The sequence below is a fragment of the Solibacillus sp. NPDC093137 genome (assembly GCF_050280445.1).
Lineage (GTDB): Bacteria > Bacillota > Bacilli > Bacillales_A > Planococcaceae > Solibacillus > Solibacillus isronensis_B.
On sequence record NZ_JBNNVH010000001.1, the window covers coordinates 225192 to 238599 of the forward strand.

The 13408-nt window shown below is 39.3% G+C and carries 17 protein-coding genes and 2 riboswitches; of the genes, 13 read left to right on the forward strand and 4 right to left on the reverse strand.

Annotation, left to right across the window (positions count from 1 at the left end; genetic code table 11):
• The first annotated feature begins 168 nt into the window (after positions 1-168).
• The 4 genes from ACQKN3_RS01075 (at position 169) to ACQKN3_RS01090 (ending at position 3270) form a co-directional block, all read left to right on the forward strand.
• Positions 169-954, forward strand: coding sequence for an ABC transporter ATPase (locus ACQKN3_RS01075; protein ID WP_427708789.1), 786 nt, complete (start codon positions 169-171; stop codon positions 952-954).
• Between the two features lie 51 nt (positions 955-1005).
• On the forward strand, positions 1006-1470 hold the full coding sequence (locus ACQKN3_RS01080) for a DUF600 domain-containing protein (protein ID WP_427708791.1): 465 nt from the start codon (positions 1006-1008) through the stop codon (positions 1468-1470).
• Between the two features lie 229 nt (positions 1471-1699).
• Positions 1700-2569: a T7SS effector LXG polymorphic toxin gene (locus ACQKN3_RS01085; protein WP_427711558.1), complete on the forward strand. Its 870-nt coding sequence runs from the start codon at positions 1700-1702 to the stop codon at positions 2567-2569.
• A gap of 164 nt (positions 2570-2733) precedes the next feature.
• Complete coding sequence (locus tag ACQKN3_RS01090; RefSeq protein WP_427708793.1) at positions 2734-3270, forward strand: hypothetical protein; 537 nt, start codon at positions 2734-2736, stop codon at positions 3268-3270.
• A 391-nt stretch (positions 3271-3661) separates the two neighbouring features.
• Here ACQKN3_RS01090 and ACQKN3_RS01095 read toward each other — a convergent pair whose 3' ends face one another.
• Positions 3662-4291: a hypothetical protein gene (locus tag ACQKN3_RS01095; protein ID WP_427708795.1), complete on the reverse strand. Its 630-nt coding sequence runs from the start codon at positions 4289-4291 to the stop codon at positions 3662-3664.
• Positions 4292-4487: 196 nt separating this feature from the next.
• Between ACQKN3_RS01095 and ACQKN3_RS01100 the strand changes: the two genes are divergently transcribed.
• Complete coding sequence (locus tag ACQKN3_RS01100) at positions 4488-5678, forward strand: M14 family metallopeptidase (RefSeq protein WP_427708797.1); 1191 nt, start codon at positions 4488-4490, stop codon at positions 5676-5678.
• 43 nt (positions 5679-5721) lie between these two features.
• Here the strand turns inward: ACQKN3_RS01100 and ACQKN3_RS01105 are convergent, their stop codons facing one another.
• Positions 5722-6006: a hypothetical protein gene (locus ACQKN3_RS01105; RefSeq protein WP_008405110.1), complete on the reverse strand. Its 285-nt coding sequence runs from the start codon at positions 6004-6006 to the stop codon at positions 5722-5724.
• Positions 6007-6202: 196 nt separating this feature from the next.
• Between ACQKN3_RS01105 and ACQKN3_RS01110 the strand changes: the two genes are divergently transcribed.
• Positions 6203-6355: a YpzG family protein gene (locus ACQKN3_RS01110; RefSeq protein WP_008405111.1), complete on the forward strand. Its 153-nt coding sequence runs from the start codon at positions 6203-6205 to the stop codon at positions 6353-6355.
• 63 nt (positions 6356-6418) lie between these two features.
• Here ACQKN3_RS01110 and ACQKN3_RS01115 read toward each other — a convergent pair whose 3' ends face one another.
• Complete coding sequence (locus ACQKN3_RS01115; RefSeq protein WP_008405112.1) at positions 6419-6580, reverse strand: hypothetical protein; 162 nt, start codon at positions 6578-6580, stop codon at positions 6419-6421.
• Positions 6581-6714: 134 nt separating this feature from the next.
• Here ACQKN3_RS01115 and ACQKN3_RS01120 point away from each other — a divergent pair, with 134 nt between their 5' ends.
• Positions 6715-6918, forward strand: a complete 204-nt coding sequence (locus ACQKN3_RS01120; RefSeq protein WP_008405113.1) for a hypothetical protein — start codon at positions 6715-6717, stop codon at positions 6916-6918.
• 78 nt (positions 6919-6996) lie between these two features.
• On the opposite strand, the gene ACQKN3_RS01125 is transcribed toward ACQKN3_RS01120, so the two are convergent.
• A complete protein-coding gene (locus ACQKN3_RS01125; protein WP_008405114.1) occupies positions 6997-7437 on the reverse strand; it encodes a cell wall hydrolase in 441 nt (146 codons plus the stop codon).
• 205 nt (positions 7438-7642) lie between these two features.
• Between ACQKN3_RS01125 and ACQKN3_RS01130 the strand changes: the two genes are divergently transcribed.
• The 6 genes from ACQKN3_RS01130 (at position 7643) to thiE (ending at position 13304) form a co-directional block, all read left to right on the forward strand.
• The gene (locus tag ACQKN3_RS01130) at positions 7643-8899 is read left to right on the forward strand and encodes a glycoside hydrolase family 18 protein (RefSeq protein ID WP_014823223.1); all 1257 of its coding nucleotides are present in this window, start codon (positions 7643-7645) and stop codon (positions 8897-8899) included.
• A 122-nt stretch (positions 8900-9021) separates the two neighbouring features.
• Complete coding sequence (locus ACQKN3_RS01135) at positions 9022-10002, forward strand: NAD(P)H-dependent flavin oxidoreductase (protein ID WP_427708801.1); 981 nt, start codon at positions 9022-9024, stop codon at positions 10000-10002.
• A gap of 137 nt (positions 10003-10139) precedes the next feature.
• Positions 10140-10238, forward strand: a riboswitch (TPP riboswitch).
• A gap of 66 nt (positions 10239-10304) precedes the next feature.
• Positions 10305-10403: riboswitch (TPP riboswitch) on the forward strand.
• A gap of 77 nt (positions 10404-10480) precedes the next feature.
• Positions 10481-11173 carry a thiaminase II gene (gene tenA / locus ACQKN3_RS01140; protein WP_427708803.1) on the forward strand — a complete coding sequence of 231 codons (693 nt, stop codon included), beginning with the start codon at positions 10481-10483 and terminating at the stop codon, positions 11171-11173.
• Entirely contained in the window at positions 11151-11894 is a 744-nt protein-coding gene (thiM, locus tag ACQKN3_RS01145) for a hydroxyethylthiazole kinase (RefSeq protein WP_427708805.1), read from the forward strand. The genes tenA and thiM overlap by 23 nt, the downstream gene beginning before the upstream one ends.
• Positions 11891-12703, forward strand: coding sequence for a bifunctional hydroxymethylpyrimidine kinase/phosphomethylpyrimidine kinase (thiD, locus tag ACQKN3_RS01150; RefSeq protein ID WP_427708807.1), 813 nt, complete (start codon positions 11891-11893; stop codon positions 12701-12703). The genes thiM and thiD overlap by 4 nt, the downstream gene beginning before the upstream one ends.
• On the forward strand, positions 12687-13304 hold the full coding sequence (gene thiE / locus ACQKN3_RS01155) for a thiamine phosphate synthase (protein WP_427708809.1): 618 nt from the start codon (positions 12687-12689) through the stop codon (positions 13302-13304). The genes thiD and thiE overlap by 17 nt, the downstream gene beginning before the upstream one ends.
• Positions 13305-13408: the final 104 nt, after the last annotated feature.

Consider the following 13408-nt stretch of genomic DNA (forward strand, 5'->3'; position numbering starts at 1 on the left):
ATGAAAGGACATAGGTTATTAATATTTCCAAAATGAAGATACATAAAATGAGATAGTTTACTTATTTAAAATTTAATACTTAGTATAAACTCCCTCTTTTGTAGGATCCTTATTGACCTGATTAATTAAGGTTATATAGTATTGAGATGAAATGGAGGTATTCACCGCATGCTAAAAAAACTATCTGAACAAGATTTCGCAGTATTAAGGGGATCGCTGGAGTCTGGTAGACAAAGTCCAAATTCGTTGGCATCTGTGCTTGTATTAGGCATTTTCCTGCAGGCACTGTTTTTCTATCTAACTTATAATATTGCAGGTAAATACACAATCTATCCAAATTTCGAAAGCATTAAAACAATTCATATGTGGCTTACAGGAATCATTATTTTATTGTCCCTTCTATTCGCTATTCCTGTCGTTTTTAAAAAGATGGAGAAGCTGCAGTACTTCCTGTCGATTATCATGACACAAAACTTTTCCGTATTTTTCTTCCTGTCCCCATTATTTCTTTTAGGGGAACAGGACGGTGCAACAGTTGAAACACTACTAAACTTAACTTGGATTACACTTTCCATCGCAGGCCTGTTGTTTATCGCTACATGGATCCGCTTTTATTTACTTCTTAAAAAAGGGCATTACCGAGCAGGGTCAAGGAGCGAAGAAATGCGTGGTAAATTTGAAACGAAATCCTATATTCCGATTGTAATCATTGGCAGTACGGCCCTTGTTTTTCTTATTCAATTTGTTGTGAAATTCGGTTCGTCCGATTTATATGAAACAATCACGCTCGTCTTTTTGCCTTTTGGCATATTTTATACACTCATCTTCGTATTGCCGGAGCAGCTTGTCATACTGTATTGCAAAATAAGATTTAAAAGCTTCAATTTTGATATAAACGGTTATCTGAACACGGAAAGAGCAGTCAAAAATAATAGAAAAGTAAAACAAAGTTAGGAGGACATGGTCGTATGAGGTTTACAAGTATAGAGAATTAGGGGTGTTTATGTGAAGGTATTTGAGGATTATTTTTCAGAATTACAAACAGACATGGTGGCTATTTGTTTAGAGTACGTCGATAATAAAGCAGATGAGATCTTTATTTATTGTTCATATGAACCCAAAATGTATGTTTTTGATTTTTTCTATAAAATTAATGGTAAGGTTGTTCATAAACATCAACTCAACGAGACTGTAAAAGGATCGAATAGTCCACAAAATCAGGTTTATGATGTTTCTAAAGAAAGACAAAAGGCTGCACTAAGAATTGGTAATCAAAATTTAAAGCATATTCATAAAAAATGTGAAGAGTTCAAAAAAGATATGCCGACAGAAATGAAACTTTATTATAATGTAAAACAAAATAGCTTAAAAGGAAAATATAGATATGAGTTAGTTTATTCGAATGATTACGAACTATTACCAGATGATATTTTTGATTTATGGTTTGAAGAAGTGAAGGGAAGTAATTAGTAAAACAAGACCTTGATTGGCTATATGCCTTTCAAGGTTTCTTTTTTAGGTGAATACCTAGCGCCGAATAAAGCGCTATTATTTTTAAAATGTAGATAACCCCTGTATCCCTTTCCAAGCCTTGAAGTTTACATTCGTTGTAAAAATCGTGCTCTTATTTTCGTAAAGTACATCGATTAACTACAGGAGAAATAGCACTTCATCTCTCGAACCGAATTAGTCGGGCTTTATTCGCCAAGCAGCATTAGAAGGCGAAATCGAGCAAGGCTTAAACCGAGCCAAACAAGTGACGGAAGAGCTGACAGATGAAGCCAATAATATCATGGACCAAGTGTCAGATATCGTGAACTTGCCAAAACTGGATGATAGTGAAGTCCATCTGGGTGTACATGACGCGAAACGCCATCGGGACGAAACCGTTGAAAAACTCATTGAATTTGACGTATCCCAAACAGATGCATTAACGACAATTCAAACAGACCTGATGCACATGAAAACATGGATTACCAACATAGAAACGATGATGACAGAAGGGGTAACAGATGTTAACTTCCCGGCAGAACAATGGCAGTCATTCGCTAGTCAGAATCCGTTAATGATTGCACTGGCCTATCGTACGCAATCGTTGGATCAAGTAATTAATATGAATCCGCTATTTAATCCTGGAGGAATCGGAGGGGCGAATCCTTACACACTTTCGGGTATTTATCTAACCGGTCAACAGCCTTTAGGTACTTTCGGTCTCAGCGGCGCAATGGTTTCAACAAATTTCGTTTCATTTATGAAGCAAAAAGAAAAAGAAAAAGAAATCGCAAAAGAGCTTTCCGCTACAGCCCCAAAAGTAGATAATGTGAAAGAAGAGGGGAATGGTTTTCTTAATTTCCTAGGAGATGTCGGAAGTGGCGCTACAAAAGTTGGAAAAGGTTTGTTGGATTTCTTACTATTGGACGACGTGAGCACGCTAGCTGATAAAAATGCTTCGGGCCTTGATAAAGGTATTGCGTTAGCATCCTTCATCCCAATAGGAAAAGTTTTGAAAATCCCGAAAGCAATTGATAAAATTGTTGATAGTAACGTGGATGAGGTAGCAGGTTGTTGAGAAGGGTAGTAAGAATACCAGCCAGCCCTTCTAATAGAAGCCATAAAAATTAATAACCGTGCTCATGTTAAAGGAATACAAGTAATTGATGGGAATTAGTAATTTCTAATGATTATAGTTCGAAAACGTAGAGTAAGAAAAATAATAAAACGGAGTTGAAACATATGTTATTGGAACCTAAAGCACTTGAGAATATTATTGTAGGTGTATTAATTGATAATCATTTCAAATGGTATGTTTCACAGAAAGATTTGTGGTTTTTAGATAGAAAAAAACTAGAAGAGGCATATAGAAAGAAACTTAAAGAAGTGGGACTTGGAAATATGGGTCCTTTTATCGAAGAAGATGATGAAAGGAAAGACATAGATATATTAGATCAGGATTCATATGCAGCATTTGCGCCAAGAATTGTGAAGTATGCTGTTTCAACAAAAGAATTAAGAGAAAGCCTTAAGTTAAATTTACTTACTGAAACGAAAGAGAACACTTTTTATAGTTTTATGCCTTCTTTATTCGTAAATTTCGATAAAAGAGAACTGTACTCCCTTTATTCAGAACCAGCTTCCTACGAGGATTTTGTACCTGAAAATTGGACAGGAGTTTATGAAGATTTTTTATCATACATAGATAGAGCAGAAAAGTACTGGTATGATGAAAATGAGTTTGATCTATTAAATTTGGAGGGAGGTAGTTGTAATTGACTGTTTCTTTTTTGTGCTCCATATTTATTTCGAAAAATATGCACCGGTATATAGGAGAGGTAAAACAATACCGAATTCGCCAAGAAAGCGAATTCGGTATTTCATTTTGCACAACAATAGCTGCCTGGTGGGGCCACAGACGGTCATGTATCGACATACCTAAACCATACTCCAGGATTTGAATGAGCTTTATCATTTGAACATTGAGCTTTAAAAGTTAAGAGCTTTGAAATTTAATATTTCAGCTTTGACCTTTAAGCGTTGAACTTTTCTATTAAGATTCAACTATTAATTGTAGGTTGAGTGACTGTTTGGTTGTTTCAACTCGCACACAGTCAAAGCACGAGCGCCGATCCGTTTACTGTTTTCGCTACGCTATGCAAATTATTAATTATATCTCAATAAAGGTTATAGCATTTGATTCTGATAATACAGCGTCTACTTCTGACTCAAATTCCTCAATTTTCGCTGCAAGCTCGTCAATGGTTTTCTTTACTTGCATCGGGTCGATCAGTTCGTATTCATTGCGCTTCATAAAAGTTTCGGTATGGAGTTTTACTTCATCTGAGGATGATTGTTTTTCCTTGTTCCCTAAAATATTAATTAAATAATTTTCAAGCTTTTCAGGGAGCGCCTCATTCGCAGCTGTTACTTCTTCAATTGCTTCGAAATATTGTCGGCGCAGATGATTTAGTAAATCCTTCTCATATGTAATCGATTGTTTGCGTTCAATCGCTTCAGCAACTGTCATTTTATCTGCACCGATTTTAACGATTGTTTTGGCATTCGACTCAACAACGAGTGCTTTTAGTTTATTGCGGTATTGAATAAGACTTGTGACCTTGTCGTAAGAACCTTGCATTTCTTTTTTGTACTCATCAATTGACATACCTTCAATTTTTTCATTGCTTTTTCTGTTTGCTCGAGCCAGCACTACACGGTACGTAGCCGATTGGATCCGTTCACCAAGCATTTTTAATTCAGATAGTGCACGATGCAGCGATATTCTTTTCGTCTCCAAGATGAACCCCCATACAATAAAAATTTAGTAAATTCTAGTATAACATATAGTTTCTCTCAATTTCATATATATAGGGAAAATATTAGTTAATAAAGAAGCGATTGAAGTTAATAATCAGTTTTCTCGAACCGTGTTAATAATCACCCACCGCATTCATATACTTTCCTATTGATGATTTTATTGAGGGAGGAGCTTTGTGGAGATTTTCGTAAGACCGGGTGATTCCTTTTGGTATTATAGCCAAGTTTTTAATCTTCCTTTTCAGCTGATTCTTGATTCGAATCGGAATCTGAATGCACAAGCCCTGATGCCCAACCAACCCGTTCAGATTCCCGGTTATGTGACAAGTCAGTATACGGTTCAACGGGGAGATACGGTTTGGTCGATTGCACAAAGAATTAATATGCCGATGGATGCGCTTTTTCTGGTCAATCCGGTACTCAATCCATACGTACTTCAGGTCGGTCTACGGTTGCGGTTGCCTGTTCGTGTGACATGGAGAGTTGTGAACGGTGAACAGGATTACGATTATAGGACAATGGTGCAGGATATTCGGTCATTGCAGGCAATCTATCCGTTTATAGCAAATGAGCCGATTGGCAATTCCGTATTGGAAAAAGAAATTCCGGGGCTCACGATTGGGAACGGTCAGAAACGTGTTCATTTTAATGCTTCTTTTCATGCCAATGAGTGGATTACGACGTCGATTGTCATGACGTTTCTTAATGATTATTTAATTTCGCTTACGAATAATGCTTCAATACGAGGGCTATATACATTGCCATTGTATATTCAAACCAGTTTAAATATTGTGCCAATGGTAAATCCCGACGGAGTGGATTTAGTGCTGAACGGACCTCCGGAAGATGAAACAATTCGTAAAAACGTAATCGAATGGAATAATGGTAGTACAGATTTCTCGGGTTGGAAAGCGAATATTAATGGGGTTGATCTGAACGACCAGTTTCCTGCTGAATGGGAACGGGAAAGAGAAAGAAACCCGAAAACGCCTGGGCCGCGGGATTATGGTGGGCAAAGTCCGCTATCGGAACCGGAATCCATTGCAATGGCCGATTTGACAGTAGAGCGGGATTTTGCTCGGGTTTTGGCTTTCCATACACAAGGTCAAGTTATTTATTGGGGATTCATGGGATTGGAACCTCCTGAAACAGAACAGCTTGTCAATGAATTTGCGAGGGTAAGCGGATATGAGCCTGTGCAGACAATAGAAAGCTATGCGGGTTACAAAGACTGGTTTATTCAAGATTGGCGCCGCCCCGGATTTACCGTTGAACTGGGGCTTGGAACGAATCCTTTACCAATCAGCCAATTCGGTGAAATTTATGAAGAAGCATTAGGGATTTTTTTAAGTGCATTATATATGTAAATAAAGTCCCCCCGTTACGTCCTTAGAGGTAACGGGGGAACTTTTATGAATCCCTCAAGGTTTCATCAATTTCAAGGATGCTTTGCTTTAGCTCATCTAGTTTGGATTTATTCTGCTCGACAATATCCAAATGCTCCTGCCTTTGCTCTGCATTGGCAAGTGCATTTTCGGTACGTTCCATTGAATTAAAAGCATGTTCCACCGCAAATTCCTCCGGGTGGGACATTGCCTGTTTTACTGCACGTTCTGTTCGTTCAACGGAGTTGGATAATAAAGTAATCGGGTGATTTTGTTTCCAGCTAGGTGTACCTGAACTTTTTTTAGCCACTGTTCCTCATCCTTTCTTGCGAAAATTGACTGATTCACACGTTTAGTATTGGTGGATGCAATGATTCCATACGCGGAAGAAATTCGGAATTGTTAGGAAATGTGTCGATATCAATTTTTATCTTTATAGGGAATAACTGCAGCAAGTACAGCCATACTAAAATTGATTCACTTTTAAACATAGGGAGGCGGAACGAATGGATAAGAAGGGTTTCACAGATCCAAAATCTAAGAAGATCCACCAAAACTGGGCGAGCGACAAGCATCAAAAGTCTCAAATCAAAGGGGAAACAGAGGTAACTCTGCATAACCAGATTTTGAGAATTAATGCGAAGGCGAGACAGTTCTAACCTTTGTCTTGAAGTAAATCAGGCCTTCATTCCAGACATACTGGAATGAAGGCCATTTACATATCAATACATTTTTCTTTTTCCTTTTTTTGCTTGCTGATGGAGCTCGGTTAGTTCATTCGCAATTTCTTCCTTTACTTTGTTTGGTGCAATTTTCATGTTTTTCGGTGTTTGCGGTAATGATTGTTTATTCGTTCCTTTACTTTTACTATCATCTCTGCCCATTTAAATGCTCCTTTCAATATTGGTTCCTTCTTAATATGGCTTTACAACTTTTTTTCATTACAAAAATTGAGGAAGCCTGAAAAAAGCATAAAACCTCCTATCCTGAGCACATTAAGCCAGTAGGAGGTGATGAAATGAGCAAAAACAGTAAAGAAACGATGAATACGCGAACACATAATCCTTTTTCTACTTATAAAGAATTACACCGAAATACAACAAGTCACAACCGGAATCCTGAAGATAATACAGCGGAATTTGCCGAAGAGTTCGATTCGAAATTAAAAAATAAAAATAATAAAACAAACCATGATAAAAACCAGCAATCCAATAAAAAGTAACGGATAAAGAAAAATGAAAAAGCCTCGCTACATAGAATGTACAAGGCTTTTTTTTATATAGCTGAGCAATAGGTAATGCTAGCCCATATAAACACTTTCACATGTTCCTGCTATAGGCTCATAGAAACAATGCTGTTTAAATTGACCTGTAAATGGTTGATCGTACCAAGTAGGAGGACATGGGCCGGATGGGTTAAAATACCAAAGTGCATATTTCGCCGGATGGTCTCGCCAATAGTCCAGCGTCTGTCTTGCTAATCTTCTTTCAGTCTCTCTAGCCCTCTGATAAAACATGTTTCCTTTTTGTACCGCCTCAAAAGAATAGTTATTGCCCTGTACTTGGAAAATAACCTGCTCGATTGTTCTCACATCATTAAAATCCAGGCATGAAGCAACAGCTCGGTTCACAATTACATTTCCGACATACAGCATCCCTTGTTTTCCTTCACCTTCAGCCTCAGCCCGCATCATTCGTGCCATCAAATCCACATCGGAATCCCGGTATTTTACTCTTGGCATTTTTTCACCTCACAACTATAGTATGAAACAGTCAACCTGGTTGCGCATATGAATGAATGAAAATGTATAATATTGTTTTTTGTCATGGTTACTTATATATTTCTAACCTATCTTTCCGCATTAATACGGTATATAGTTCATAAATTAGTACATAGGAAAAGGAGGACGGACAATTCAAATTCATGTAGTACAACCGGGAGAATCATTGTGGGCAATCGCACAGGCTTATGGAACAACGGTGCAGAGTTTAGTGGAAGCCAACCAAATTCCGGAGCCGGCCCGGTTAGTGGTCGGGCAAGCATTGGTCGTTCCATTGAAAGGGCAGTATTATATTGTACAGCCAGGGGATAGTTTATGGTCAATTGGTCAACGTTTTCAGGTGAATTATTTAACGCTCGCACAAGCAAATGGCTTGAATCCAGATGCGTTGCTGATGATTGGCACCTCATTGTATATACCGGAACCAACTAAAAGGTCCGCAGAAATTTTGGCATATGTAGAACCAAGAGGCGATGAAATAAGTGATACGCTGCTCGACCAAGTTCGGGAGGCAAGTCCTTATTTAACGTATTTAGCTATTTTCAGTTTTGAAGCAAGACGGGATGGTTCATTAAAAGCGCCTACAATTAACCCATTACCGGAAATTGCTGAACAAAATAATACAGGAATAGCAATGGCAATCACTAATCTCGAGGATTATCAGTTTAGTGCTGAGCTAGCACGTGATATTTTCCAAAGTGTTGCTGTTCAAAATTTACTGCTGGACAATATCATTGCTGAAGCAAAGCGTATCGGAAATATTTCGGATATTCATTTTGATTTTGAACGGATTGCACGCGATCAGCGGGAAGCTTATAATAATTTCCTCCGAAGAGCTGTCGAGCGTATGCATGCGGAAGGATATACCGTTTCTACCGCATTGGCTCCAAAAACGAGAGCCGATCAGCCAGGGGAATGGTTTATGGGCCATGACTATAAGGCGCACGGCGAAATAGTGGATTTTGTTATGTTGATGACATATGAGTGGGGCTATTCTGCTGGACCTCCAATGGCCGTTTCTCCGCTGCCTCAAGTCGAACAAGTAGTACAATATGCATTAACAGAAATTCCTGCAAATAAAATTTTACTTGGGCAAAATTTGTATGGTTACGATTGGACATTACCTTTTGTACAAGGAGGAGATTACGCAGAAGCGATAAGCCCGCAACGTGCAATTGAAGTGGCCAAACGCTACAACGCAGCAATCCAATTTGACTATACAGCACAGGCACCCTACTTTAACTACTATGATGAGCAAGGGCGTTCACATATTGTCTGGTTTGAAGATGCACGTTCGATTCAGGCGAAGTTCGATTTAGTAAAGCGATTAAATTTGCGCGGAGTCGGCTATTGGAAGCTCGGTCTGCCATTCCCGCAAAATTGGCAGCTCATCGGGGCTAATTTTAATGTAGTGAAGAAATAGCAAAAAGGAAAGAAAGTCAGATGAAAAAACATCTGACTTTTTGATTGTCATCTAAATTAAGAAGGAGATTTTATTGAAGCTGATGAAGTATTAGTAGTAGCTGAATAAAAGGGGGATTATAGATGGGGAATATTCCGGAAATTTTAAAAAACTTACGTATCCCAGTGATCGGGGCACCATTGTTTATTATTAGCAATCCGAAATTGGTCATTGAACAATGTAAGGCAGGAATAGTCGGGTCAATGCCTGCGTTAAATGCAAGACCGGCAAGCCAGTTGGATGAATGGTTAGCTGAAATTACAGAGGAGTTGGCCAGCTATAATGCCAAAAATCCGGATCATCCGGCTGCGCCATTTGCCATTAATCAGATTGTTCATAAAACAAATGAACGTCTGGAACAGGATATGGAGCTTTGTGTGAAATATAAAGTTCCGATGATTATTACTTCACTTGGGGCACGTGAAGAAGTATTTGAGGCAGCACATCGTTATGGAGGCATCGTTTTCCATGATGTCATTAACAATCATTTTGCAAAAAAAGCGATTCAAAAAGGTGCAGACGGCATCATTGCTGTAGCAACAGGTGCAGGTGGCCATGCAGGTCAGCAAAGCCCATTTGCGCTTGTACAGGAAATCCGTGAATGGTTTGACGGCCCATTAGCTTTATCAGGATCAATCGCACGAGGACATTCGGTATTGGCTGCACAGGCGATGGGGGCTGATTTTGGCTATATCGGTTCACCATTCATCGCGACCGAAGAAGCGTTTGCTCGTCAAGAATATAAACAGATGATTGTTGATAGTACTGCAGAAGATATTGTATACAGCAATTTATTTACAGGGATTCACGGTAATTATTTGAAAGGTTCTATCATGAACGCGGGGATGGACCCGAGTAATTTAAAAGAAAGTGATCCTTCAGCAATGAACTTTAACGATAATACCGCAAAAGCCTGGAAAGATATTTGGGGCAGCGGGCAAGGAATTGGCGCGATTAAAGAGATTACTTCCACAAAACAATATGTCGATAAACTGGCCGAGGAATATGCTCAGGCTTATCAGGAACTGACTGGTAAAAGATCTGCAGTAACCCATCTACAATAGATGTCAGCGCATCATTAGTAACAAAATTTTTACTAACGATGCGCTATTTTGTGAATTTGTTATTGAACTATTAATTTCGTAATTTTGTGAATTCACTTGCCCGGGTCGAATTAATTTGTTACACTCGGGGTAATTAAATGCATTTGCGGGGGGACACAGCAGTGTTGAGAAGGTTAAAACCTGACCCTTAGAACCTGGCCGTTAATACGGACGTAGGGAGCAAAGTACACGCTATACATATGTACTTACTTTGGCTCCGCGTATCCTTTACGTGGAGTCTTTCTTTTGCAAATATACAAGCATTTGATTTGCGGGGGGACACATCAGTGTTGAGAAGGTTAAAACCTGACCCTTGGAACCTGGCCGTTAATACGGACGTAGGGAGCAATGAAAAGTGGTACGTACACTTTTTGGGGACGTCTCTCTATATGTTGAGACGTCTTTTTTGTGCTTCCGCCAACAAAAAGGAGGAGTAACAATGGGATTTTGTGAAAAAGTAAGGAAAGAAACGGATTTTTATTGGGAGGCTAGCTTCTATCATCCTTTTGTACAAGGGATTGCAGATGGGAGTCTACCGCTGGAGAAGTTTAAGTTTTATATGCTGCAGGATGCGTATTATTTAAAACATTATACGAAAGTATTAGCCCTTGCAGCTGCAAAAGCGACAACGGATGATGATGTTCAATATTTTCTGCAAACAGCAAAGTTTATCCATGATGCCGAGCTTGAGTTACACCGTACAACGTTTAAAGAATTAGGTGTGACTGTGGATGATTTAGAACAATTCGAACCGGCACCAGCAGCCTATAACTATGTGAGCCATATGTACAATGCAGTGCATAACGGAGATGTAGCAGAAGCATTTGCGGCAATCCTGCCATGCCCATGGCTGTATCAGGAAATTGGGCAAAGATTAAAAGATGCATGCCCGAATATACCTCTTTATGAACAGTGGATTGCATTATATGCTTCCGAGGAGATGCTTCAAAATATTGAAGTACAAAAATCGATGCTGGATCGATATGCGAAAGAACAACCTGCAAAGCTAAAAGTATTGCAGGAGCATTTTAAGAAAAGCTGTTATTACGAATGGATGTTCTGGGAGATGCCTTGGACAAAGCAAAGCTGGGAACAAGGGGTGTATATAAATGAGTCTGCAAGCAATTTATAATAAACAACCATTAGTTCATTGTATTACCAACTATGTTGTCGCAAATTTTACAGCGAATGGCTTGCTGGCGGTAGGAGCTTCACCAGTAATGGCGGATGCAATAGAAGAAGTGGGTGAAATGGCTGCCCAGGCCAATGCTTTGCTTTTAAACATGGGCACTTTGAATGAACGGACAATAGAGTCGATGAAGAAAGCAGGACTTAGCGCAAACATGCATAATACTCCGGTTGTTCTGGATCCAGTAGGTGTAGGGGCAACGAAGTTTCGAGCTGAGACAGCACAACAATTGCTCGACCTTTTAAAGATTAATGTAATCCGTTGCAATATTGGAGAAATGGCGGCTCTTGCGGGAGTAAATTGGGCGTCTAAAGGTGTGGATAGTGGCAAAGGAGATATCGATGTTGCAGTGACTGCCAAAAAGTTGGCTAATAACTATCAATGTATTGTGATCGTAACAGGAGAACAAGATGTTATTACTGATGGGATAAGAGTGGAATTTGTAGAGGGTGGTCATGAAAAGGTGACAAAAATGACGGGGAGTGGCTGCTTGCTTAGTGCCTTTTGTGCAGCGGTGCTTGCAAACAGTAAAGAACCGTTTGATGACTTACAAACGCTGCTGAATGAATATAAACAGGCAAGTGCCAATTCTGTTGCAGCTATAGGAACTTTCCACACAAATTTCTTGAATGAACTAGAAAATTTAGCGGAGGGACGACAATGATTACATGTACGATAGCAGGCTCGGATAGCGGTGGCGGTGCAGGCATCCAAGCCGATTTAAAAACGTTTCAGGAACTCCGTGTATTCGGTACATCAGTAATCACCGCATTAACCGCTCAAAATACTGAAGGAGTGCATGGAATTTTTCCGACAACGGCTGATTTCGTTCAAGCTCAGCTAAAGGCAGTACTTCAAGATTTCGACGTAAAGGCAATTAAAACAGGGATGCTGTTTAGTGCTGAAATTATCGAAGCCATTGTGATTTTACTAAAAAATACGGATATTCCGCTTATCGTTGATCCGGTCATGATTGCAAAAGGAGGTGCCAGTTTACTAGAACAGGAAGCAACAACGGCCCTTAAGGAAAAGTTATTGCCGCTTGCAACTGTTTGTACACCGAACATTCCGGAAGCGGAAATCCTGACTGGTTATACAATACAAAATGAAAAAGATATCAATTTAGCGGCGCAGCATCTATTAAGTCTAGGGCTGGAATGTGTAGTCATTAAGGGTGGTCATTTAAACAGTAAGCATGCGACAGATACGGTTTTCATTCGCGGGGAGCAACCATTTAAAATGAAAACCGAGAGAGTGGATACTAAGCATACCCATGGAACAGGATGTACATTTTCGGCAGCAATCACCGCGGAGATGGCAAAAGGCAGATCGATAGAGGCAGCCATAATAGAAGCAAAAAAATATGTGCAGCTGGCAATTCGTCATCCGCTCAATATTGGCAAAGGGTTTGGCCCGACAAATCATTTCGCCTATCATGAACAGCGGGGGTTGTGTGATGTCCATGTTTTTTGATTTAAATAAATATTTTATTATGGGAACAGTTAATTGTAAACGCGACCCACTGCTTGTTTTAGAAGAAGCGCTACAGGCAGGAATCACGATGTTCCAGCTGAGGGAAAAAGGCAAAAATGCTTTAAAAGGCGATGCGTATGCAGAGTTTGCGCGTCAATGCCAAAAGATATGCCAAACATATAAAGTACCATTCATTATCAATGATGATGTTGAACTTGCATTAACATTAAATGCAGATGGGATTCATGTAGGGCAGGAAGATACCGAAGTTGAAAAATTTAGATCTTTTGCGAAAAATAAAATCGTTGGAGTATCGGTTCATACAATGGAACAACTGGAATTTGCCATTGCAAATGGGGCGGATTATGCGGGAATTGGTCCAATTTATGAAACTTCCACAAAAGATGATGCGAGAGCACCGGTAGGGCTGACGTTACTGGAAGAAGCGAAATCTCAGTACCCTCAATTTCCGATTGTAGCAATTGGCGGAATCTCTGTTGAAAACAGTTTCATTGTTAGACAAACCGGAGTAAATGGAGTCGCCGTTATTTCTGCAATCAGTCATAGCGATAATATAAAAGAAGCTGTAAATTCACTGTAAGTTAAATTCTGTCATATAAGTACTATTTTAATTGGAATAACCTGTACCAAATTACTCTTTTCTACTATTCTGGCAATTTAGTATGATAGTTCTGTTATACACTA

Bases quoted from the DNA above. Each gene is read 5' to 3' on its own strand.
- ACQKN3_RS01115 (WP_008405112.1), bottom strand. From the start codon at position 6,580: ATGGGCAGAGATGATAGTAAAAGTAAAGGAACGAATAAACAATCATTA.
- tenA (WP_427708803.1), top strand. From the start codon at position 10,481: ATGGGATTTTGTGAAAAAGTAAGGAAAGAAACGGATTTTTATTGGGAG.
- ACQKN3_RS01075 (WP_427708789.1), top strand. From the start codon at position 169: ATGCTAAAAAAACTATCTGAACAAGATTTCGCAGTATTAAGGGGATCG.
- ACQKN3_RS01135 (WP_427708801.1), top strand. From the start codon at position 9,022: ATGGGGAATATTCCGGAAATTTTAAAAAACTTACGTATCCCAGTGATC.
- thiE (WP_427708809.1), top strand. From the start codon at position 12,687: ATGTCCATGTTTTTTGATTTAAATAAATATTTTATTATGGGAACAGTT.
- ACQKN3_RS01125 (WP_008405114.1), bottom strand. From the start codon at position 7,437: ATGCCAAGAGTAAAATACCGGGATTCCGATGTGGATTTGATGGCACGA.
- thiM (WP_427708805.1), top strand. From the start codon at position 11,151: ATGAGTCTGCAAGCAATTTATAATAAACAACCATTAGTTCATTGTATT.
- thiD (WP_427708807.1), top strand. From the start codon at position 11,891: ATGATTACATGTACGATAGCAGGCTCGGATAGCGGTGGCGGTGCAGGC.
- ACQKN3_RS01090 (WP_427708793.1), top strand. From the start codon at position 2,734: ATGTTATTGGAACCTAAAGCACTTGAGAATATTATTGTAGGTGTATTA.
- ACQKN3_RS01110 (WP_008405111.1), top strand. From the start codon at position 6,203: ATGGATAAGAAGGGTTTCACAGATCCAAAATCTAAGAAGATCCACCAA.
- ACQKN3_RS01120 (WP_008405113.1), top strand. From the start codon at position 6,715: ATGAGCAAAAACAGTAAAGAAACGATGAATACGCGAACACATAATCCT.